Origin of the sequence: Neolewinella persica DSM 23188, assembly GCF_000373105.1 — a bacterium.
GTDB lineage: Bacteria > Bacteroidota > Bacteroidia > Chitinophagales > Saprospiraceae > Neolewinella > Neolewinella persica.
Window position 1 is genome coordinate 20,871 of record NZ_KB890423.1, and the last position, 19,899, is coordinate 40,769.

The 19,899-nt window shown below is 50.7% G+C and carries 14 protein-coding genes; 7 read left to right on the forward strand and 7 right to left on the reverse strand.

The genetic code is table 11. The features are described from left to right. The first annotated feature begins 8 nt into the window (after positions 1 to 8). Together B036_RS0108030 and B036_RS0108035 are read left to right on the forward strand one after the other, a co-directional pair. Positions 9 to 1,082 carry a hypothetical protein gene (locus tag B036_RS0108030; protein ID WP_020568180.1) on the forward strand — a complete coding sequence of 358 codons (1,074 nt, stop codon included), beginning with the start codon at positions 9 to 11 and terminating at the stop codon, positions 1,080 to 1,082. Then, complete coding sequence (locus B036_RS0108035; RefSeq protein WP_020568181.1) at positions 1,079 to 1,777, forward strand: cupin domain-containing protein; 699 nt, start codon at positions 1,079 to 1,081, stop codon at positions 1,775 to 1,777. The genes B036_RS0108030 and B036_RS0108035 overlap by 4 nt, the downstream gene beginning before the upstream one ends. A 224-nt stretch (positions 1,778 to 2,001) precedes the next feature. Here B036_RS0108035 and B036_RS0108040 read toward each other — a convergent pair whose 3' ends face one another. Both B036_RS0108040 and typA read right to left on the reverse strand, forming a co-directional pair. Continuing rightward, positions 2,002 to 4,515 (reverse strand): T9SS type B sorting domain-containing protein, encoded by a 2,514-nt coding sequence (locus tag B036_RS0108040; RefSeq protein ID WP_020568182.1) that lies wholly within the window; start codon positions 4,513 to 4,515, stop codon positions 2,002 to 2,004. 289 nt (positions 4,516 to 4,804) lie between these two features. Continuing rightward, positions 4,805 to 6,610, reverse strand: a complete 1,806-nt coding sequence (gene typA, locus B036_RS0108045) for a translational GTPase TypA (RefSeq protein ID WP_020568183.1) — start codon at positions 6,608 to 6,610, stop codon at positions 4,805 to 4,807. A gap of 498 nt (positions 6,611 to 7,108) precedes the next feature. Here typA and B036_RS0108055 point away from each other — a divergent pair, with 498 nt between their 5' ends. Further along, positions 7,109 to 9,427, forward strand: a complete 2,319-nt coding sequence (locus tag B036_RS0108055; protein WP_020568185.1) for an ATP-dependent helicase — start codon at positions 7,109 to 7,111, stop codon at positions 9,425 to 9,427. 8 nt (positions 9,428 to 9,435) lie between these two features. On the opposite strand, the gene B036_RS28515 is transcribed toward B036_RS0108055, so the two are convergent. Together B036_RS28515 and B036_RS0108065 are read right to left on the reverse strand one after the other, a co-directional pair. Beyond that, on the reverse strand, positions 9,436 to 11,085 hold the full coding sequence (locus B036_RS28515; RefSeq protein ID WP_020568186.1) for a glucose/sorbosone family PQQ-dependent dehydrogenase: 1,650 nt from the start codon (positions 11,083 to 11,085) through the stop codon (positions 9,436 to 9,438). Positions 11,086 to 11,219: 134 nt separating this feature from the next. Beyond that, positions 11,220 to 12,389, reverse strand: coding sequence for a glycoside hydrolase 5 family protein (locus B036_RS0108065; RefSeq protein WP_020568187.1), 1,170 nt, complete (start codon positions 12,387 to 12,389; stop codon positions 11,220 to 11,222). Between the two features lie 272 nt (positions 12,390 to 12,661). Between B036_RS0108065 and B036_RS28520 the strand changes: the two genes are divergently transcribed. Further along, a complete protein-coding gene (locus tag B036_RS28520; protein WP_020568189.1) occupies positions 12,662 to 13,306 on the forward strand; it encodes a DUF2911 domain-containing protein in 645 nt (214 codons plus the stop codon). 159 nt (positions 13,307 to 13,465) lie between these two features. Here B036_RS28520 and B036_RS0108075 read toward each other — a convergent pair whose 3' ends face one another. Further along, positions 13,466 to 14,398 carry a hypothetical protein gene (locus B036_RS0108075; RefSeq protein WP_020568190.1) on the reverse strand — a complete coding sequence of 311 codons (933 nt, stop codon included), beginning with the start codon at positions 14,396 to 14,398 and terminating at the stop codon, positions 13,466 to 13,468. 79 nt (positions 14,399 to 14,477) lie between these two features. Between B036_RS0108075 and B036_RS0108080 the strand changes: the two genes are divergently transcribed. The 3 genes from B036_RS0108080 (at position 14,478) to B036_RS0108090 (ending at position 16,555) form a co-directional block, all read left to right on the forward strand. Then, a complete protein-coding gene (locus tag B036_RS0108080; RefSeq protein WP_020568191.1) occupies positions 14,478 to 15,245 on the forward strand; it encodes an SDR family NAD(P)-dependent oxidoreductase in 768 nt (255 codons plus the stop codon). Positions 15,246 to 15,275: 30 nt separating this feature from the next. Further along, positions 15,276 to 15,653 (forward strand): hypothetical protein, encoded by a 378-nt coding sequence (locus B036_RS0108085; protein WP_020568192.1) that lies wholly within the window; start codon positions 15,276 to 15,278, stop codon positions 15,651 to 15,653. Positions 15,654 to 15,784: 131 nt separating this feature from the next. Then, complete coding sequence (locus tag B036_RS0108090) at positions 15,785 to 16,555, forward strand: hypothetical protein (protein WP_020568193.1); 771 nt, start codon at positions 15,785 to 15,787, stop codon at positions 16,553 to 16,555. Between the two features lie 22 nt (positions 16,556 to 16,577). Here B036_RS0108090 and B036_RS0108095 read toward each other — a convergent pair whose 3' ends face one another. Together B036_RS0108095 and B036_RS0108100 are read right to left on the reverse strand one after the other, a co-directional pair. Then, positions 16,578 to 18,509 carry a S41 family peptidase gene (locus B036_RS0108095; protein WP_044102140.1) on the reverse strand — a complete coding sequence of 644 codons (1,932 nt, stop codon included), beginning with the start codon at positions 18,507 to 18,509 and terminating at the stop codon, positions 16,578 to 16,580. Positions 18,510 to 18,792: 283 nt separating this feature from the next. After that, the gene (locus B036_RS0108100) at positions 18,793 to 19,842 is read right to left on the reverse strand and encodes a PorP/SprF family type IX secretion system membrane protein (protein WP_020568195.1); all 1,050 of its coding nucleotides are present in this window, start codon (positions 19,840 to 19,842) and stop codon (positions 18,793 to 18,795) included. Positions 19,843 to 19,899: the final 57 nt, after the last annotated feature.

Genomic DNA, 19,899 nt, shown 5'->3' on the forward strand with positions numbered 1-19,899 from the left:
TATTTTAGATGAGCGTAATTTTCCTTAATTCTCACCGGGCAAAATCCGGTGTTCTCAATGGCCAGCCTTTACCAGAGGGCTATATTCTTGCCTGCAAATTCTTCGATTGTGGCATAATTGATCGTACCGCTACCCTTGATCAGGGCTTTAACTATGAGGTGCTTGATCCTATTCCCGAAGTATTGGGCGATGCAACCTCGTTTGCGGCAATTTGTGATCTGGTGGCAGCAGAAATTGTCGCCCGGGCCCGGGCGGAAGACCGGCCGATCCGGGTGCTGTGGTCAGGAGGTATTGACTCTACCGTAGCGCTCGTGGCTTTAATTAAGGCTTTACCGGAAGAAGAGTATTTTCGCCTGGTTCCGTTACTCAACATGATATCGATCAATGAGTATCCCTTGTTTTTTCGTCGGTACATCTTACATAAGTTACCCTTTCAGCATTGCTTGCCCCCAATTACCCAACACTTTGGAGATCGTGAATTATTGGTGACCGGAGAACACGGCGATCAGCTTTTCGGCAGTGATAAATTGCTTCCGCTGATCGTCAATGGCCTGAGCGAAGAGCCCTGGGAAAACGTTTTACCCCTGCACCTTTATGAGAAATTCGGCAAGGCTAAAAAGGTCGATCGGCTGATCGATTACCTACAGCCACAAGTTGGCACAGCTCCCCAACCGATCAACAGCACATTCGAGCTCTTCTGGTGGCTTAACTACTCCATTAAATGGCAGCAGGTTTCCCTCCGCTTACCGGTTTTTACATTCCGGCCTGACGTTAAAGAAATATTTGATCGGACCCATCATTTTTTCCGAGATGCTCGTTTCCAGCAGTGGAGCATTGCCAATCATCCTAATCGGGCCTGTACAAGGCTTAGTGATTATAAGATGGTCGCAAAAGAATACATCCACGCTTTCACTGACGATGAGGATTACCTGAACACAAAAACCAAGGAGCCTTCCCTGAAGCACGTCATTTTAGACCGTGCTACCCAGGGAGACGATCGCTATCGCATCGTGATGAGCACCGACTATCAACCAGTTATCGAAACCTTCCACAAGAACCTGAAAAACCAACGAATCGTATGACACCCGCTTACTCAGAATTTGAATTCACCAACGGACTTTTGTTCGATTATACGAACGACGAATACCCAACCCGCCTTCACGCCTGGACCGAAGATTCCGATTTTTCTTCGCCCGGCTCTACTTTTTACGGCTACGTATTCGAAGGCCCCGCTGCTGTTGCCGGTGGCGGCAACGAATACCAGCTCAAAGCCCGGCAGTTTTTCTGTTTTAATGAAGCAGTATCCATTGCCGGAGGACGGGGAATTATAATCGAACGCGTTGGGTTCCGCGGCATGAACTCCCTTGGTGGCCCCGTCGAGGATTGGGGGCGCCTTAAATACATCGATGGTTGTACGGATTCCTTATTAGTCCCACCCGTAAAACTCGGAGACCCCTGTCTGAACGCTTTATTCTTCCCCGAGAACATTGACCAAACTGCCCACACGCATCCCTCCATGCGCGTGGGGATGGTCATCGACGGCGCGGGCCGATGCGTGACTCCCGATAAAGTCTACGATCTGGTACCTGGAAAAATTTTCATCATCCACCCTGAAGGTACCCACCGTTTTCAAACGCTGGACGGGGGGAAATTAACGGTTGTCGCTTACCACCCTGACTCCGATTTCGGCCCGCAGGATGAGAACCATCCGATGATCAACAGAACGATTGTTGATGGGGTCTCGGCGGCTAAGATTGCTGAGATTCGGACGGTTTAATACTGGCAGGTCTTTTCAGAAATTAGGATCTACGTGTACTTCTAAGGTTGAAGATTGATGACAATCCAAAGAGCCTGGTTTGTAATAGCCGGCAGACAAACTTTTGTCCGGCTACGCCAGGCCAAAAGCATTTGTCGGACGGCGTGTGCGCCCCGTCCGACGGATGCTTTCTTGTTTGCGACGAAGGAGCGAAAAAAAGAAAGTCCCTCTCAAGGGTTTGGGAGTTATTTCAGCAGCACAATCGTCCCCGCACGCCTAACACTTTCTCCATTGATCAAACGAGCGGTCAATTGATAAGTAAAAGTGCCCGGACTTTCCTCGTCGCCATCCCACCAATTTTCGCCAGGAGCGTATTCCCAGACCATGCCTCCCCAACGGTTAAAAATCTGACAACTGGTGAGCGCTTCGACCTCCGGCCCTAAACCAGGAAGCCACCGGTCATTGATCCCATCTCCGTTTGGGCTAAAAGCGGTTGGCAGGTAAATCCGTGGCGCTCCATCCAGAACACTGAGCAGAATACTGTCGGTGACAACGCAGCCACGATCAGTAGTAGTCTGAAGTGTTAGGACAACATCTGCCACTGGCCTAAACTGGGCTACTGGACAATCCGAGCAGCTTATCGAATCCAGAGCTGTCCATTGGTAATCAACGAAATTGGTTCCAGTAACGGAGGTGGCCATAAGGCTTACTGTTTCTCCCAGGCGTATGTAAGGAGATGTACTGATTGACACCTCTGCCGGAACCGCGTCAGGTACTGTAACCTGGCGAAACGCCTCACAACCGGTGCTGTCGCGCAGGATAACCCCATAACTACCGGGCGGGAGACCTTCTATCCTGCCGGGTAAGAACGCGCCGTCAGGTATGAGCCGAAGACTTCCCCGGCCAGAAGGAGAAAGGCTGATGGTACCAGAGGAATCCCCGGTACAGGCCGGTGCTTCAGCCAAAAAACTAAGGGTTTGTCGGTTGGCTAAGTCAACAACAATATCTACGACTGAGGGCCTGCACCCAATGGCGTCGTTTACCGTTACCCGGTAATTGCCCGGGGGCAGGGTGGGGGTGTCGCCTAAAGCCGAGGGATCTGACCACGTGAAAGAATATGGGAACTCTCCGCCACTTACCGATAAACGTACTTCTGCCGTAGACAAACCACATTGCCCCAGTATGGAATAAGTTACCTCAGGGCCATCGGAGAAAGCCAGCTCCGTAAAATGGATGGAATCGCAGGCGTTCAATACTCCGGGAAATGTATCAGTATAAACACCTGCAATGCTTAGGAACCGTCCGTTAAGCAGCAATGAATCTCCACGACAGACCGCAGTTCGGCTGAAACTGGTAGATTCACAGCGATCACAGGACCGGTTGCAGTCATCGGTAATGACCAATGTTGATGCTTCCCGATCAGTTGCTTCGGGGAGCCAATTGGTGGCCAGGGCGTTTACGTCTAGCAAAATGGGTCCCCATCCATTTGAAAGACTGGAAACTTCTACCGTCAAACTTCGTAACTCCAGGCATTCTGTATTACTTCGCCCTTCGTCGGTAAGACTTAACACGGCACCAGTACGAGCACTTTCTCCCGGGTTGTCGAAGGATGCTAGGGTAAAAATGCCCTCATTCCCTACAAGTAGTTGCTGGTTTGCCCTTAGGTAGACGTTTGCATTTCCAGCCAGCAGGTAGCTGTAGCTCCAGTTAACGACTCCTTCAAGGTCAAGCTGCATTAACCAGGGGTCTCGCTTACCGATAAGTGAAAAGCCATAGGTGAAAAGTCTTCCATCCTGGGCGACCAACTCAATGGGAGACTCACCGTTGTATTCAGTGATGTCGTATCGGCGGGTCCAGTCTACGGAGCCATCTGAAATATTAAGCCGACTTAGCAGCATGGAGGTATTGAGGCCTCCGGTTACGACACCGATACTTCCCCAATGCAGGACATATAATTTGTCTCCCACTATTTCAAGGTCAAAGGCATAAAGGCGGGCATTGGAGGTGCCTGGTACCGGGCCGATTTGCGTCCAAAGCGGTGCACCTTCCGGGGAGAACCGGCTGATCATTGCTCTGATGTCACCGGCTCCGCCGGTGGCCGAAACATTGCCGACGGTGTAAATACTTCCATCTTCGGCAACGGCGGCGTCCAAAAAGGCCTCGTCTCCAAGGAAGTCGTACCGTTGGCCTTCCGTGATTGGTTGACCATTGGCTTGATTAATGCGATGCATCATGGCGGAGATAAAGACCGGAAAGGCTTCGCCCTGCTTGCTGCCGGTGATCAGGTATTCACCACCAACTAGTTCGCTAAGGCCGGTGGCCTCGGAAGGGTAATTGGGCTGTACGAAATACATAAGCTCGTCCTGGTTAGGGTCGTACCTGAACAGGTAGGCTTTTTGCAGGTTGTCGTTAAAGGTGGCACCGACGCCGGCAATCATTCCAGCCCGGTCAACGATCAGTTCATTAAGGGTTGAAAGCTCAGTACTTTCACTACTGGTGACGATCACCCGTTGCCAACGGGGCTTTCCTTCATTATCTATTCGCGACAAAAAGATGTCTCCACCTACGGTTCCACCCAGTAGAATATCTCCAGACGCTCCGGGGTAGGCCAACGCGCAGGTTGGTCGGAGATCGCGCCCTGATTCATCAGACCAAAGCTGAACAAAGGTTTCCCCGAAACAGCCTTCGCCCTGAGCGAAGAGTTGAATCGGACAGAAAAAAATCAGAATAAGGGATAGCTTACTTAATGCGGAATACATAATCTTTGGCAAGATAAGGGTTGCCAGGGAAACGGGGCGTTGGCAGGCTGTTCCCGCCAAAGTAATCGTAAGCTCGGCCAAGTAAAAGCCTTCGCTCTCCGGACGAGGCAGGAGGTACTGCCTGACTCGGCCGAAGAGCTATCTTGTGGTTGCACTGTTGTTTCTTTGGTCCCTTCCCTGGCACCTGCGGCCGCGCCCCTAAAACACGCCCGAGCAAGGCCGACATAAACGAAAAGCGGCTCGCCTTCCATAAGGAGGGCGAGCCGCTTTTTATCAATACAGTTCTGATCTAGAACTCAATCTTGTGTCCGCGCTTACGCTCGGCCTCGCGCAAAAGAATCTTCCGCAAGCGGATAGATTCAGGCGTAGCTTCCACGTACTCGTCGCCCTGAATGTACTCCAGTGCTTCTTCCAGTGTAAACTTCCGGGGTGGGATGATACGGGCCTTTTCATCAGCACCAGAGGAACGCATGTTACTGAGTTTCTTGGTCTTGGTCACGTTGATAACCAGGTCGTTGGCGCGGTTGTTCTCACCGATAACCTGACCTTCGTAGATCTCTTCGCCAGCATCAACAAAGAAGCGACCACGGTCCTGTAAGTTGTTGATAGAGAAAGGAATGGCCTTTCCGAGTTCCATTGATATCAAGGACCCGTTCATGCGTCCGGGGATGTCTCCTTTGTGCTCCTGGAATTCTTTGAACCGGTGCGTCATGATGGCCTCACCCTGAGTGGCAGTCAACATGTTTGAGCGCATACCTATGATACCACGTGATGGAATTTCAAATTCGAGTACGACACGGTCTCCCTTGGGGTTCATGCTCAGCATCATGCCTTTACGCTGGGTGACCATGTTAATGGCAGTTCCAGACATTTCTTCGGGAAGGTCGATGGTCATTTCCTCAACCGGCTCAGACTTGACGCCGTCAATTTCCTTAATGATAACCTGCGGCTGACCAATCTGCAGCTCGTAGCCTTCGCGACGCATCGTTTCGATGAGTACAGAAAGGTGCATTACACCACGGCCATAAACCCGGAAGGTATCAGCGCTTTCGGTATCTTCTACACGAAGGGCAAGGTTACGCTCGAGTTCCGCCGTCAGACGATCCTTGATGTGGCGGCTCGTTACGTACTTACCTTCCTTACCGAAGAAGGGGGAGTCGTTAATTGTAAAGCTCATGGAGAGCGTTGGCTCATCGATGGCGATAGTAGGCAGGGCCTCAGGGTTCTCAATGTGGGCGATGGTATCACCGATATCAAAACCTTCTGCGCCAAAGACTGCGCAAATGTCGCCGGTCTGCACTTCGTCTACTTCCGTCCGGCCGAAGCCTTCGTATACGTAGAGGTTACGCGCCTTAGCACGGGTTTCAACACCTTCACGATTGATGAGCGTGAGTTGCTGGTTCTGCTTCAGCGTACCACGGTTGAGGCGGCCAATGGCCATACGACCAATGTACTTGCTGAATTCAATGCTGGTAATCAGCATCTGGGTGTTTCCTTCCTCCGCTTTGTGCTCTGGTACATGCTCCAGGATGGCGTCAAGCAATGGAATGATAGAGTCAGTTTCGTTGCGCCAGTCGGTGCTCATCCAGCCGTTCTTGGCTGAGCCGTAGATGGTCGGGAAGTCCAGTTGTTCTTCCGTTGCATCGAGACTGAACATCAGGTCAAACACCATTTCGTGCACCTCTTCGGGCGTACAGTTGGGCTTGTCGACCTTATTTACTACTACGAGTGGATTCAGCCCTAGTTTCAGGGCTTTATCCATTACGAAACGAGTCTGGGGCATTGGGCCTTCGAAAGCGTCTACGAGTAGTAATACACCGTCAGCCATGTTAAGGACACGCTCCACTTCGCCACCGAAATCGGCGTGACCAGGGGTGTCGATAATGTTGATCTTGGTGCCTTTGTAGTTGATGGACACGTTCTTGGCAAGAATCGTGATGCCGCGCTCACGTTCCTGATCGTTGCTGTCCATGATCAGTTCGCCGGGCTTCTCGTGGTCGCCAAAGAGTTGGCCGGCAAGAAGCATTTTGTCTACCAGGGTGGTTTTACCGTGGTCTACGTGTGCGATGATCGCAATGTTACGAATAGACTTCATCTCGTTATTTTAGGGGCGCTATGCGCTAAGAGGGCGCAAAGGTACGGTATTTTGGTTAGGTTGTTAGGGTTAAGTTGTTATGGGTAGATTAAATTTTTCAGGAAGTGAATGGGTGAATGAGTGAATAATGGAATGGGAGAATAATTGAGTAGCACCAGCGGTAGCCTAATTCTCCCATTGTCTTATTCCCCCATTCACTTTTAGGGCGAGGACGCAGGATGCAAAAGAAGATTAGAAAAAGCAGGGTCAACCTGCTCTTTTCCTCCTTAATTATGATCCCTGATTTACTTGTTGGGTTGAGCGACTATGTCGCGATTACCAACTTTCAGATCGAGCTGCAAGCGCTCAACCTAATCAGGAAGTGAGTTGTCTGGCGAAATCAATTGAGCAGTATGTGGAAAAATGTGTTTGTATGCTATATTTAAACACAAAAAATTTCGTCATCGTTTGTCCGGCCCTCCCCTCCGTTCGTATATTTACCCTCCAGAAACAGCCCATATGCCCGATTCCGTAGCTCCTCAACAACCGCCGCACTACCTAGACGAACTCAACCCGGTTCAGCGGCAGGCTGCCGAGAAAAGGGAAGGACCGGTACTCGTCATTGCCGGGCCGGGCTCAGGGAAAACCAGGGTGCTGACTTACCGCATTGCGCACCTGATCGAAAAAGGAGCTGCTCCGTGGGAAATACTGGCACTGACGTTTACCAATAAGTCGGCGCGTGAGATGAAAGAGCGGATCGCTAAAGTGGTTGGCTCCAAAGCCTCAGACATCTGGGCAGGGACCTTTCACTCCCTGTTTGCCCGAATCCTGCGGGTTGAGGCAAAACACATTGGCTATCCGACAAACTTCACCATCTACGATAGCGACGACACCAAAAGCCTCATTGGCCAGATTATCCGGGAGATGAACCTGGACAAAACGGTTTACCAGGCGAACGCCATCAAAAACCGGATTTCCAGTGCAAAAAGCAGCCTCACTACGCCTAAACTATATGCGCAGAATGCCGAATTGCTGACGCAGGACAAAGCCGCGAAAATGCCCTTGGTCCATAAAATTTATGCAACCTATGTAGCCCGCTGTAAAAAGGCAGGTGCGATGGACTTTGATGATCTGCTCTTTCGCCTCTTTGAACTGTTTCAGAACCATCCTGACGTTGTCAAAAAATACCGTAGAAAGTTCAAGTACGTCATGGTGGATGAGTTCCAGGATACCAACACCCTCCAGTACGCCATCGTCAAAAAACTGGTGCAATACCCCAATAGCCCCCGTAACATTTGTGTAGTAGGGGATGATGCTCAATCGATCTATGCCTTCCGTGGGGCGACCATCCAGAATATCCTGGATTTTGAGCGGGATTTTGCCGATCACGGCATTGAGACTTTCAAACTGGAGCAAAACTACCGGAGCACGGAACACATCGTGCAGGCCGCTAATGCAGTCATTAGCCACAACCGACGGCAGATTCAGAAGAAAATCTGGAGCCATAAAGGGGAAGGGCAAAAAATCCGCATCCTCCGGGAAATGGACGACACCAGTGAGGGACGCCGGGTAGCGGATACCATCCTGGAACAGAAAAGCAGGTACCACCTGCGCCATCAGGATATTGCCATTCTTTACCGAACCAATGCCCAGTCCCGGATCTTCGAAGAATACTTGCGTCGTTTTAACCTGCCTTACCGGGTATACGGAGGATTAAGTTTCTACCAGCGCAAAGAAGTCAAAGACCTGATTGCCTACTTGCGGATGGTGGTAAATCCATCTGATGAGGAAGCCTTCCGCCGCAGTATCAATAACCCTAAACGGGGAATCGGCGGAACAAGCATCGAGAAAGTTGTTAAGTTAGCAACCCAGCAAGGGATCACTAACTTTGAAGCCCTGAAGCACGTTGCCCTGCCCAAGCGGACCCGCCATTCTGCGGATGGTTACATCGACGTTATTCAGAAAGCCAGTGCCAAAGCAGACACTGCGAATGCTTACGAATTGGCCGAGACCATTGCCCGTAAGTCTGGTCTGTTGGACAACATGCGTAAGGACACCTCCATTGAGGGAATGGGAAGGCTTGAAAACTTCCAGGCCTTGCTCGACGGTATCAAGTCATTCGTGGAGGAGGATACCTTGATCGATACGGATACACTACCAGATAAAACCCTGGCAACTTACCTGCAGAACATCGCCTTACTGACGGACTTCGACAGCAACGAAGAAAAGGACAATACTGATGTAGTTACGCTAATGAGTGTTCACGCTGCAAAGGGCCTGGAGTTCAAGTCAGTATTTGTCGTGGGCCTGGAGGAAAAGCTTTTCCCCAGCTGGATGAGCATGGATTCTGCAGAAGGAATGGACGAAGAGCGCCGCTTATTCTACGTCGCCATCACCCGCGCGGAGCAGTTCCTCACCTTGAGCTACACCAACACCCGTTACCGCTACGGTAAAATGGTTATGAATGAACCTAGTCGGTTCCTGACCGAAGTTCCCTCAGAGTCGGTAGAAAGTACTACCTACAGCCGGCGTTCGGAGGCTTCGGAGTATGATCCGCTGGAGCGCCAGCGGGCTAAGGTCACGGGCATAACGCCCGTGCGGCAGCGCGGGACGGCCAAATTCTCCAAGCCCAAGGTAGACCCATCAACTTTTAAGCCTAGCGCTCCCGGAGAGATTGAGGTAGGACAAAATGTTATGCACCTGAAGTTCGGAGAGGGTAGGGTAACTAAAGTCGACGGAGGTGCGGGCAACCGGATTGCCACAATCCACTTCAGTGATCTGGCGCAGCCGGAAAAGCGGATCATGTTGCGGTTTGCCAAGTTGCAGGTGCTGGACTAGTGGTATTGCTAATCCACTACTACCACCCGTTTAGTCCAGGTATTGTCTTTAGCAAATACCCGTAAAATGTAGGCTCCAGCCGGAAGACCTCTCAGTTGAACTTCGTTTACACCTGGGTTTAAGCGTGCCGGCAGGTTAACAACCTGCCCTTTTGCATTGATCAATTCCCCCCGCAGATTCCTACCTTGATTGGCTTGTAACCGGACGAACAAGTTTGTCGTAGCAGGATTGGGCCATACCTCAAGTTGACCTTCAGTTGCTTCGGAGGCAACGCTAACCGGCGGCGCCAGGGAAAATTTCATGATGGTTCCCGGGTTACGGACACCACTAATCAGGTTTAAGCCCGACTGGTCCGTGATGTTGCCAACCTGATCTGTAATCAAATAGAAAGTCTTGCCATCAGGACTGGCGGCAATATCGCGGTAGCGGTTGCCGGTGTAGAACAATTCGGTGGTATCACCAACAATGGCAGATCCCGCCTCATCGAGCTTTAATCGGTAGACCTTACCTCGTTTAAGGCTTACCACCAGTAAGGAATTGGTCCAGGAAGGAATGGCATCGCTTTCATAGATGTCAATGCTTGAAGGGGCTACGTTTGGCCGGCAGGTGTAAGCATTCTGGCAGGCAGGATTGTTGTAGTCATAGTCGTCCGTTACCGCAAACATGGAGAATAGCGGCTCCTGGTAATTCGTGTCCACAAGGCTACTTTCTTCCACCAGAGTAGCGTCTGCGGGACAGCTGCCATTTGAGTAGTCTTCTCCCTCACAATCAGCAGCGGTGGACCAGTTGCAATAGTCGTAGGCCTGGTCGTCCTGAAAGCCGACCACTATGGGCCAGCCATAGTTTTTGCCTCCCCTGATCAGGTTCACCTCGTCATCAGTGTTTGGTCCGTGCTCATCAGAATAAAGTATTCCATTGCTACCGAAAACCAACCCCTGCGGATTTCGGTGTCCGTAGGAGTAGATATGGCTTTGCACACCGTTGAATATCGGATTGTCATCCGGTATCGAGCCATCGGTATTGAGCCTGAGAATTTTGCCAGGATAATTCTGCCAATCTGATTGGTTTACCTCCTCTTGGGTGGGCAGCACTTGTGCTAAAATAGGATTGCAGTAATTACGATTCTGGTTTCCGCCCTGGTCTCCAATGGAGTAATACAACTTTCCGTCGGGGCCAAAGACCAGCCTCCCCGAATTGTGATCATTACTAGCCGGCATATTTTCGATCAGCGTTACCGGTTCCGTCAAAACACCATCTCCCATCGAGATCGAATAAGTGTAGCGTACGATTTTTTGCTTACGTTCCCCTTCGATCTGCTGGGTATAGGAAAGGTAAACGTAGGGGCTATCTCCCAAAATGTCTTCGTGCAGCGCCATACCCAACAGGCCGTCTTGTCTTGAGTCTGTATAAACATTAGGTACCCGGACTAATTCGTCCTTTGCACCACTGTCAGGATTTATTCTGAAAACCCTGCCGGTTTCTCTTTCCGTCACCCATAAAAAGTCATCCGGACCATAGTGCAGGTCCCACGGCGTGTCCAGGAAGTTATTGGCTCCAACCTGAGTCACCGTGAAGGTTTCTTCCTGGCTGTAAGAATGATGCGTATAGAGAAGGATAAATAGAAAAAGAACGAAGCGTATGGATAGCGAAGCTTTCATGTTGGAGTCAGTGGATAATTAACAAGGGTAAATGCTTACTTACCCGAACGTTAGCGCTTGGAGAAATCCGCCAACGGCAGAACGCGGTTGGCGGAATGTCCGACAAGGTAGCTAATGTGTCAAATATACACAGTTTAATTTTTCTCCACTTCCATTTCTTGAATCAGGGCGACTTCTTCCATGTTGTAAGGCGTACCATCCACCCTGAAAACATCGTGGTGCCAAAGGTGGGGCTCAGCCGTAAAGGTGGAATCCCAACTGGACCAGGGGTAAATGGTATTTGACTTTCCGGACACGAGGCCCCAGTTGTAGGCACCTACTTTATGCTCAGAAATTAAGGGAAGAATTGACTCGAAAGTGGAGCCATGGGTTCGGGCTATGTATTCGGTGCAAACTAATGGCCGACCATATTTCTGTAATCGCCCGATTGTTTTGGCGTGATGGCTGGCATCCCGATAATTATGATAAGAGATGAGGTCACTATGTGCTAATTGGAATTTGTTGAATCTACCAAGTGGGAGGTCTTCATCAATTATATTAAAAAGGTCTCCCCACCAAACTCCTGCGGTAAGTGGCTGGGATGGATTGACCTCCCTGGCCCATAAGAAGCTCTTCACCAATAATGCAAAGGCAAAATCAGCCTTGTTTTCAGGTTCATTTGGGAACTTCCCAAAATTATCGTTGTCGGGTTCATTATACAGGTCCCACATGTAAATGCGTTCGTCGTTCTTGAAATGGCGCAGAATACCCTGAACGTAGTTTCTTCCGAGGTCGTAGTACCGGTCACCATTCATCAACTGACGACTTTGGGGGCTTTGCACCCACCCGCTGTTATGGACGCGGGGTAGGGGAGCAGGCTGATCTCCGAGTTCGGCTACGGGATTCCAAACGGCGTCATACAATACAAAAGTGGTGGATATTCCATGCTTCTCAGCAATTCCCAGATACCGTTCTATTCGCTCAAGGAATCCGGTGCTGTCCTGTTCCCAGACGAGGTTGTGGAGGTAAACCCGCATGGAGTTCATGCCGATATCGGCGGCCCAGCCAAGTTCCTCGTCGATCTGGTTTGGATTGAATGATTCTGCCTGCCACATTTCCAGCTGGTTAATGGCGTCACGATTAATGTAGTTGGCGCCAATCGGTTGAGGCCGGGCAGCAGCATAGGCATTAGCTTTTTCTGCAGACCATCGATTTTCAGTAGCAACCTCCTCTGAAACATCAGGCGCGGCCGCAGGATCAGGGTCCGGACCAGAAGAGCAGGCAAAAAACAGCAGACACAGCAGTAGGCAGAGGGATCCTTTCATAGTGCTCAAGATATAAATAAGCCAGCAACTAATCCAGTAAGGGTAACTGGTGGCTTAAGGCCATGAAATAGCGAAGATTGGGGAGATCGCATTGCCTGAATCTATTTGCTGCACCTGCGTCCCCGCCTCCTCCAAAAGTGTGTGGAAAACGGCGAGTAAGTAGGCAAGTAAAGCCAAAAAATGACCTCTATTGTCATCCATTACAGAAAAATTGCGACCTTACTCCACCTTTTACGAACTTTGTTGTTCAACGAATAACCAATCACCAAGAAATGCTACGAAACACGATCCTTTTTGCCGTAATGATGCTACTGATGATCAGTTGTAAAACTGAAGGCACTACTGCGACCACTCCTGATACGCCCGATGTGGATGCCCCCGCCCCTAACCCCATCGTCTCTGATACTTCAGAAGATGTAGATATGTCTACCAAGAGCTATGTCCTTAATGTTGTCGACGCTACCATCAAGAGCCCCCGCAAGGAACTGGTTGGGAAAGCTGGCGACGTGCCCCTGGTTATCAATTACGGTAGCCCAGCCGTAAATGAACGTACCATTTATGGTGATCTCGTCCCCTACAACAAAGTGTGGCGTACGGGCGCTAACGAAGCTACCCGCATTACCTTCAGTGAAGACGTAATGGTGGGTGAAGCCAACAAAAAATTGTCTGCCGGCACCTACTCTCTCTTTACCCTTCCCTCCAGCAAGGAAGAATGGACGGTTATCTTCAACAAAGTAGCCGACCAATGGGGAGCCTACGATTACGAAGAAAGTGAGGATGTTGTTCGCATTAAAGGAATGTCTAAGCCAGCTGCTCAAAGAGCCGAACGCATGGACTTCGCTCTGGACGGCAACTCCATACAACTGATGTGGGACGACCTGGTCGTTGCTTTCCCGGTGACTAGCGCTACTAAATAATAGTTCGAGTTGCCCAGGTTTTCAAGTTGTCCGGGTTGTCCGGTTATCCATACCCAATTGCCCTCACAATAAAGCATAAGCCCCGGTTTCCATTTCGGAAACCGGGGCTTATACTTTTTAAGATGGCGTATGCTTCGACAACCCGAAAATTCGCCCCCACTACCCCCCCGTAGGCCGGCCAATAATGTCCGCTTTGATTACTTGTCTGGGCTCCGGTATCGGGGCCTTTTCATATTTATGGCTAAACACCTTAGATGCTTCGTGCCAGCGACCGTCCTTCCCTAACTCAAGCGCATGATAGCTACCGTCTGGCATATTTACCGGTCCTTCATTATCGGGCCCTTCAGCGATGATCAGGTTCTCATAAATGATGCGCTGGCTTTCCTCCTCAAACCGCATAGCTACGCTGGCTTCCGCGCTGTATTGCAGGATCAGGCGGGTACGATCTTCTAATAAGTGACCTTCCGGCGTGTAGGTTACAAAAACCGGAAGACCGAAGGATGGGGTTCCTTGTTCGTCAAAATAGAACACGTCCAGTATTTTCTGCCGACGGAAAGTGCCGTAGCGATCATAGCCAAAGAGGATGTAATACTTTTTACCCTCAAAGGTCCCTCCAGGCAGGATATTATAGGCAACGTAGCCCAACCAGTTTTCGTTGGAGGTGATAACCACTTCCGGATTCTGCCGGATCTTATCTCCTCTGTCAATAAGCGGAGCCAGCTTGAGTTCCCCCGAATTGTACTGAATGGCACCGTAATGCCGATAGTTGTCACGGTCTATGTTCAACTCCCAGGTAAAAAACCGGAAGCTGTTATCGGGCGCAGTAACGACGTTTACACCTTTCAGGGCCGCAAAATCATAGTTGAAACTGTTAGGTGTCTTTAACGCATTCACCAACTCCTTTATCAAGGATTTGCAAGCAACGAAGCGTGCCTCCTCATTGCTGTCAATATGCATGGTGTAGGAAAGCTTTAAAAGATCGGCTTCAAGTGCGGTGAGGCTGGCTCGATCATCTGCAGAAAGCGGCCCTGCCTGTGCGTACAGGGAAAGTCCACAAAGGAGGCTGAGTAGAATGGAAAAAACTGATTTCATGGGATGTGTTGGTTACAAAGACGGGAATAATACGTTTGCGGGCAGTAAAAAGTATTTATAAGACGGCTACATTTGCATTATGGTAACAACTGATTTCACAAATCGTACGGTATTAGTAACCGGAAGTAGTAAAGGCGTAGGTGCCGCAACGGCCAGGATTATGGCTAAGGCAGGTGCCAGGGTCTGCGTGCATTATAAGAGCGATGTCGCAGGTGCAAAGGCCGTTTTAGCGTCGCTGCCGGGGGCGGGACACACCATGTTTCAGGCAGACCTGTCGGATCCTAAAGCCGCCAGGCGATTGGTGGAAGGTGCCGCGGTAAAACTTGGTCGTCTGGACATACTCGTCAACAACGCCGGCATCTTTCAGCCGCATCCCGTTGATGGTTCTATGGCTTTTGATCAGTGGCTGGAGTCTTTCCAGTTGACTTTGCAGACTAACCTGGTAGGCCCCGCAGCGGCGGCTTTCGCCGCCATTCAGATCATGCGAAAGCAGGGTGGGGGGGTGATCGTTAATGTTGGTAGCCGTGGTGCCTTCCGTGGCGAAGCTGGCCAGGTCGGCTACGGCGCTGCGAAGGCAGGATTACATTCATTGTCTCAATCTCTCGCTCAGGCTGCCGGTCCCGACAACATTACCGTCCACGCCGTAGCGCCGGGATTCATAGAAACGGCCATGGCACGCCCCCACCTCCAGGGAGCTGCCGGTGATGCCGTTAAAGCTCAAAGCCCCCTCAATCGGGTAGCGACGGTAGAAGAAGTGGCCCGCACCATTCTTTTCCTCGCCAGCCCCGAAGCTCGCTTTACCACGGGTGGTATTGTGGACATCAACGGTGCCAGCTATCTTCGGTAAGTGATAAGCAAATAGATGAAGGATTGAATAATGACCGAACACAACAACTACTTCCCCTCCGGTATCTGGGACGGTTTTTACCTCTACCAGTCAGGCCCCGATAGTAATCGCCACGAAATGTATTTCTATCTCGACTTCAGCGACGGTGTCGTAACTGGATCAGGAAGCGATGACGTAGGAGGCTTCACGTGGAACGGGACGTATAATACAGAGACTTTCGTTGTGAAAATGACCAAGTATTACCAGATGCACACAGTACACTACGATGGGCGTGCTGACGAAACCGGTATTTACGGTCGTTGGGAAATAAAAGGCGACCTTAACGGCGGTTTCCACATCTGGCCCCGTAAAGGAAAGGCGGAGGAAGAAGTCGCAGAAGAAGTGGTAGAAGCAACCATTTCTGCCTAAATTGGTTTCAAGGGTTGCACGGTCACTTCTCTCCTGTTGCAGTTGAACGCGAGTTATCATCCCCTGCAATATCTACACCTCTGGCAATGAAAGCTTAAACGAACCCTGTAATCCTTGTAACTACTGCAACTATGTCTGATTCTTCCAGCCAGCTACTCGACGATAACGCCCTCCCCGGAGAGTATGCCGTCTACCAACGGTTTAACCGGGAAGAGGACATGCTCTCTGTCCTGGAGGTGTTGAAGGAGAATAACATTCTTGTTCGGCACGCATCAGAAGATCAGGGAGAGTGGCGGGAGTCTACCATTATTGGTTCTCCGCTCCAACCAAAATTCTGGATTGAAATCCCGGCAAATCAGTTCGAGAAAGCCAACTTCATGCTACAGGAGGCGGCGGACGAAGCCCTCAGCGAGGAAGACCTTCAATCACATCCCTTTGCCGACTATTCAAAGAAAGACCTGGAAGAGGTGCTGCTGGAAGAAACGGACTGGAGTCCGGAGGCAGTCGTGGTGGCGCGCAGGCTGCTACTCAGCCGTGGTCATGATGTCGATCTGGCTAAGATCAGGCAGGCAGCCCGGGAAAAAATAGCGAAGGATTACACCCCTAAGTCCGGCAATAGACTGGTGATCATCTTCTTTTCACTTTTTGGAAGCTTTTCCGGACTCTCCATCTGGTTCACCAGTGTATTGATTGCCCTTGGCGTATTGCTCTACTACGTAGTTGGCAGCCGGCGCGATCCTAAGGGCAACAAACATCCGGCTTATGATACGCCCACCCGGCAATTCGGCCGGATCGGCTTAGGCCTGATGGTTGTTTGTACTATACTGGGTTTACTCAACTTCTTTTACCTGCACTGGGTGCGGTTTCCAGAAATTGACCCCTGGTACTGGATTTGGCTGTAAGCCCCGGGGTCAGTCAAGCGAACTATTTCAAGACTTCCAATGCTTTCGCTAGCACAACATCCCGGCCGTCAAGATAGTCCCGGATCGATGGGGTAACATGAATGTCAACGCTCACTCCGGGCCCTACGAACACTTTCCCATCCGGATAGGTATCCCGCTTAGTGCATATCCTTGCAGAGCCACCTCCGGGTAGCGATAGCATCAGCGGCTGTCCGGTACTCCCAAAACTTGGCTCTCCGATGAAGGTGAAATTTTCAAGCACGTCTGCGGCCACCAGGAAATCTTCAGCAGCGGAGGCAGTATAATTGCTCACTAAAACTGCGACGGGCATATCCGGCATCGGATCATCGGCAGGCTGGATAGTATCAGCAGGAGCAATGTGCCAAACCTCCCCGAAATACATCTTCTGGTTGTTCCGATCCCATTCGCTTAGGGTTGTGGGATCATCTTTGGCAACAAATTTACCCCAGGCCCGGTTTGCGGCCCGGTGTTCGCGGGTCTGCCACGACGAGGTCAGCAGTGGTTTATCCGTAAAGTATTTCAGCATGTCATATCCGACGCCTGAATTTCCGCCACCATTTTCCCTTAGATCGATGATCAACTTCCTGCACTTTCGGATTTCAGGAAGGTATTCCAAAAATTCTTCCGCCGCCCTGCTGTTGCCAAAAGAGTTTAGGGTCAAACGCCCCACGTCACCTTCGAGCATTTCAAATTTTGTCAAAAACCAATCTGGATCAGGCACCTCCCAGGTGATGTCGCTACTGTTGCGGTTGCGCGGTAGGGTGGCGCTGCCTCCCATTCCCTCAACTTTCTGGTAGCTAAAGCCGACGTTACTTCCTGCCGGTCCTTTCAGAACATCATGAGCCCCCCAACGCTGGCGCACGTGGTCACTGCCGATCGAAATATAGGGGTAAATGTGCTCTTCCAGGTAAGCAGCAACGGGTTGGTTATTCACCGAAGTGATTCGGGCACCCAGCGGTATCATGTAACTAAGCCCCTCGGACCGGTTTACGACAACGGGCGCGCCGTCAACGAGTTCTATTTTCAATTGCGGCCGGTCGAATTGCTGCGCAACGTGTGCCGGCGGATAAATATTCGTATGCCCATCCTTAAGTAGTGCACAAAATTGTTCTAGTAACCGATAGTACGAAGCGTCATCCTCAGCCGCCTGCACCAACGGTAAGTATTCCTGCAAGGCAGCATCCCAATTGAGCTCCGGTACCTGATCGAAGTAGGCGAAATTATATTTAGCTTCCGTCCAGAATTGCACCAGGCCGAAGGTCCGTTCAGCGGCGGTAAGCGGCCGGTCAGGATGGGTGGCGTAAATCATCCGGTCTTTGGGGACAAGGTGGCTAACCAGCTTGTCTACTCGTTCTGACAGCACCTCTACCGCATTCAGGTATGCTGCCTGTTGAGCAGCGTCAGGAAATTCACCCCAGGCAGGTAAAGAGAAAGGGAATTCTATGCCCGTGGATATTACCAGTGTGCCAATGATGGCAGTCGCCTGTAAAGTACTGAGCTCTTCCCCTCCAAGTTTCAGGTAAAAACACGAATTATTGTACTGGACGCCACTGTAGGTACCGATCATTTTCCACATTTCATTTTGTGGGTCATTAACACCGACCCCAAAATTGAAGAGGGTCAGCCACTCGGAACCAGAAGCATTTTCCTGATGCAACTTCACAATTATGGTATCCGAAGAGAGCCGGTTGTTTCCAATACGCAGTTGCGTAGGTGTTCGTTCCGTTAAACGCTCACTATCGCTGAATTCCTTTGCAAACTGGACAAGGTTTGCTTTCGGAAACTTTGGATCTCCCTCCTTAGTTAAGAAATCCAGTTGGCCAGCGGGAGGTCTCATTGGAGGAAAATAGTCGAACCCGTCGTCGGTTTGGGCGCGGACGCAGGTGCAAAGGAGGAGTAGGATAAGCAGGGTGGGGTACCATCGCTGTTGCATAAGGATCAGGATTGGGGGCAGTCGCTTCCAAGGTCAGGGAACAGAACTACTATCAGTACTTAAATAACCTCAGGAAGATACAAAACACATAAAGCTTTTTTGTGAAAGGTAAAGGGCACCGGAAAGGAATATGGTATTCCTCAGGAGAAGTGGGAGACTTTTGCATAACTGCTTCTGTAAGCTGCTTATGAAAAGGACACCAACTGGTGCTCTCATTGCTTTCCCCTTTCTACTTTGCGCAGCCCGGCAGATGGACTTTCTCACTGACCAATCCATCTCCCTTTTACCACCTGGGGCAACGAATACAAGACGCCTTACCAAAGAAGTTGAAGAACGAAAGCTCAATGGCCCCCACACTATTCGTCGCTGAACGAAGACGCGAAACGTTCATGTCGTAATTAGCAGAAAACCGGTAGCCGGGCCCGTTCCACTGTCCGACAATGATTAAAGCATCAGACCCTAATCCGTTCACGCCGATATTCATTCGGTAGGCTGCCCCAAGCGAAAGGTATTTTCCGTCTCCGGTTTTGGTCCTTTCCAGGTTGAGCAGTACCCGACCCAGAATTTGGTTGTGCGGACCTTGAACGCTCACTAACCCGAGCACGCTTAGGGTTGTATTGCCCAATGCCGGTGTAGGTAGGTTGTTCCCACCCGCATGGATTGTCCAACGGGTAGGGAGGTTGACGCTCGTCTGATTGTCAGTGGCGGGGTTGTCAATAAACCTCAGTTCGGGCTGACCAAGGTGCTTGGCTGAAATGCCGGCATTAAAACCGTAGCCCGACTTCGCCTTCGAGAACTGGGTAAAAAAAATGCCGACACCATAATCAAAAAGCAGGAGGTTCTGAAAGCCCAGGGCCTCATCCGGTAACCCCGGGTCGTCAAACTGATCGTCGAAGGTAAGGCTGCCCTGCTCCAGGTTGAACTGTAAATAACCAGCCTCCACACCTGCGCTGAGTAGGCGCGTCTGGAAACGGGACGAGAAATCTTTGGTATAGGCAAAACTGCCGAACAGATTGATTCTTCGCAGACTGGGATCTCCCTGCCAATCCGCCTGCACGTTGGCCCCAAAAGCAAAGTAATCACCGTCGTCATTACCACAAAATCGTTGCTCAATGCCAGTCGTCATCGTTCGATACGCGCCCGTACCCAAAAAGCTGCGCCATTGTTCTCTGGCCCTGACTTGCAAGCGAGTGGTGGCATCTCCTGGGATGAAACCCGTTAGCGCAGGGTTGTGGTAAAAGCTGGCCTCGTCGAAATTTGTGAACAGGCCATCCTGGCCGTGTAGTGTACCTGCAATAAGGAGCAGACAAAAAAGTAGTTTTTGGGATAACATAAACGTTGGTTTCTTGCTTGTTGAAAAACTTACCTGGCACCTGCGGCCGCGCCTTAT

Coding starts and splice junctions, on each gene's coding strand:
- B036_RS0108030 (WP_020568180.1), top strand. CDS start 9: ATGAGCGTAATTTTCCTTAATTCTCACCGGGCAAAATCCGGTGTTCTC.
- B036_RS0108035 (WP_020568181.1), top strand. CDS start 1,079: ATGACACCCGCTTACTCAGAATTTGAATTCACCAACGGACTTTTGTTC.
- B036_RS0108040 (WP_020568182.1), bottom strand. CDS start 4,515: ATGTATTCCGCATTAAGTAAGCTATCCCTTATTCTGATTTTTTTCTGT.
- typA (WP_020568183.1), bottom strand. CDS start 6,610: ATGAAGTCTATTCGTAACATTGCGATCATCGCACACGTAGACCACGGT.
- B036_RS0108055 (WP_020568185.1), top strand. CDS start 7,109: ATGCCCGATTCCGTAGCTCCTCAACAACCGCCGCACTACCTAGACGAA.
- B036_RS28515 (WP_020568186.1), bottom strand. CDS start 11,085: ATGAAAGCTTCGCTATCCATACGCTTCGTTCTTTTTCTATTTATCCTT.
- B036_RS0108065 (WP_020568187.1), bottom strand. CDS start 12,389: ATGAAAGGATCCCTCTGCCTACTGCTGTGTCTGCTGTTTTTTGCCTGC.
- B036_RS28520 (WP_020568189.1), top strand. CDS start 12,662: ATGCTACGAAACACGATCCTTTTTGCCGTAATGATGCTACTGATGATC.
- B036_RS0108075 (WP_020568190.1), bottom strand. CDS start 14,398: ATGAAATCAGTTTTTTCCATTCTACTCAGCCTCCTTTGTGGACTTTCC.
- B036_RS0108080 (WP_020568191.1), top strand. CDS start 14,478: ATGGTAACAACTGATTTCACAAATCGTACGGTATTAGTAACCGGAAGT.
- B036_RS0108085 (WP_020568192.1), top strand. CDS start 15,276: ATGACCGAACACAACAACTACTTCCCCTCCGGTATCTGGGACGGTTTT.
- B036_RS0108090 (WP_020568193.1), top strand. CDS start 15,785: ATGTCTGATTCTTCCAGCCAGCTACTCGACGATAACGCCCTCCCCGGA.
- B036_RS0108095 (WP_044102140.1), bottom strand. CDS start 18,509: ATGCAACAGCGATGGTACCCCACCCTGCTTATCCTACTCCTCCTTTGC.
- B036_RS0108100 (WP_020568195.1), bottom strand. CDS start 19,842: ATGTTATCCCAAAAACTACTTTTTTGTCTGCTCCTTATTGCAGGTACA.